Raw genomic sequence first — 1110 nt, 5'->3', positions numbered from 1 at the left:
GACAGGCAGGCATGTTAACCACTACACTACGGGACCAATTTGGTTGCGGGGGCAGGATTTGAACCTGCGACCTTCGGGTTATGAGCCCGACGAGCTACCGGACTGCTCCACCCCGCGACGATAGAAAATTCAACTGGTTTTCATAATGCTCTGAGTGTGCTATTCATTGCCCCTTCCTCTGCAAGCTGTTTCAAGGAAGCTGGATGCGTCGGGGCAACTCGAAGTGAATTCGATGAAGCAAAGGCTCGTTGCTCCACCCCGCGACGATAGGAAAGTAAATTAATTTGCACAATGTTCTTAGCGTTGTTGTCCCTTGCCTCTTCCTCTACAAGCTGATTCAAAGATGCCAGATGCGTCGAGGCAACTCGAAGTGAATTCGATGAAGCAAAGGCTCGTTGCTCCACCCCGCGACGATAAAATCTTTGCAAATAATGGTGGAGGATGACGGGATCGAACCGCCGACCCCTTGCTTGTAAGGCAAGTGCTCTCCCAGCTGAGCTAATCCTCCACGAAGAAGTGACCCGTACGGGATTCGAACCCGTGTTACCGCCGTGAAAGGGCGGTGTCTTAACCACTTGACCAACGGGCCACGGTTTTGGATAGTGGCGGAGAGCAAGGGATTCGAACCCTTGAGGCGCTATTCACGCCTACACGATTTCCAATCGTGCTCCTTCGACCACTCGGACAGCTCTCCACGATGGCTCCGCAGGCAGGATTCGAACCTGCGACCAATCGGTTAACAGCCGATTGCTCTACCACTGAGCTACTGCGGAATGACATCACTTTAGACATTTACTATTATAATGATTCGCACTGAGCTGTCAAGGACTTTTTTTCATTCCTTCAAAACTAGATAACCGTTGTGGGAAGAAGCCGCGGCGCTTCCACTTTTCTTGCTGTCTAGCTTCGGCTCGCCGCCGCTCGCCTGCGCTTTTCACTGTCTAGTTCCGGCCGCCATCGGCTCGCGACGCTTCGGTCCTGCTGCGGCGACAGCCTCCTCGCAGGCCCTCCAGCGCGTTTCGCCGATAAGCGGGCGGCCTCCACTTTTCTAGGTTAAGCCCTCGATCGATTAGTATCCGTCAGCTGCACGTGTCGCCACGCTTCCACCTC

At 53.9% G+C, this 1110-nt stretch carries 5 tRNA genes; all 5 read right to left on the bottom strand.

Annotated features, from left to right (window positions below):
- Window positions 1-40: 40 nt before the first annotated feature.
- A tRNA-Met gene (locus ACTVDO_RS17355) sits at window positions 41-117 on the bottom strand.
- 315 nt (window positions 118-432) lie between these two features.
- Window positions 433-508: transfer RNA gene (locus ACTVDO_RS17350), tRNA-Val, on the bottom strand.
- 9 nt (window positions 509-517) lie between these two features.
- A tRNA-Glu gene (locus ACTVDO_RS17345) sits at window positions 518-589 on the bottom strand.
- A 14-nt stretch (window positions 590-603) separates the two neighbouring features.
- Window positions 604-694, bottom strand: a tRNA-Ser gene (locus ACTVDO_RS17340).
- A gap of 4 nt (window positions 695-698) precedes the next feature.
- A tRNA-Asn gene (locus ACTVDO_RS17335) sits at window positions 699-773 on the bottom strand.
- Window positions 774-1110 lie beyond the last annotated feature (337 nt).

The organism is Geobacillus sp. BK01 (genome assembly GCF_052220245.1).
GTDB lineage: Bacteria > Bacillota > Bacilli > Bacillales > Anoxybacillaceae > Geobacillus.
The sequence above is the reverse complement of the archived record's forward strand: the minus strand, read 5'-3'. Positions and strand labels throughout refer to the sequence as shown.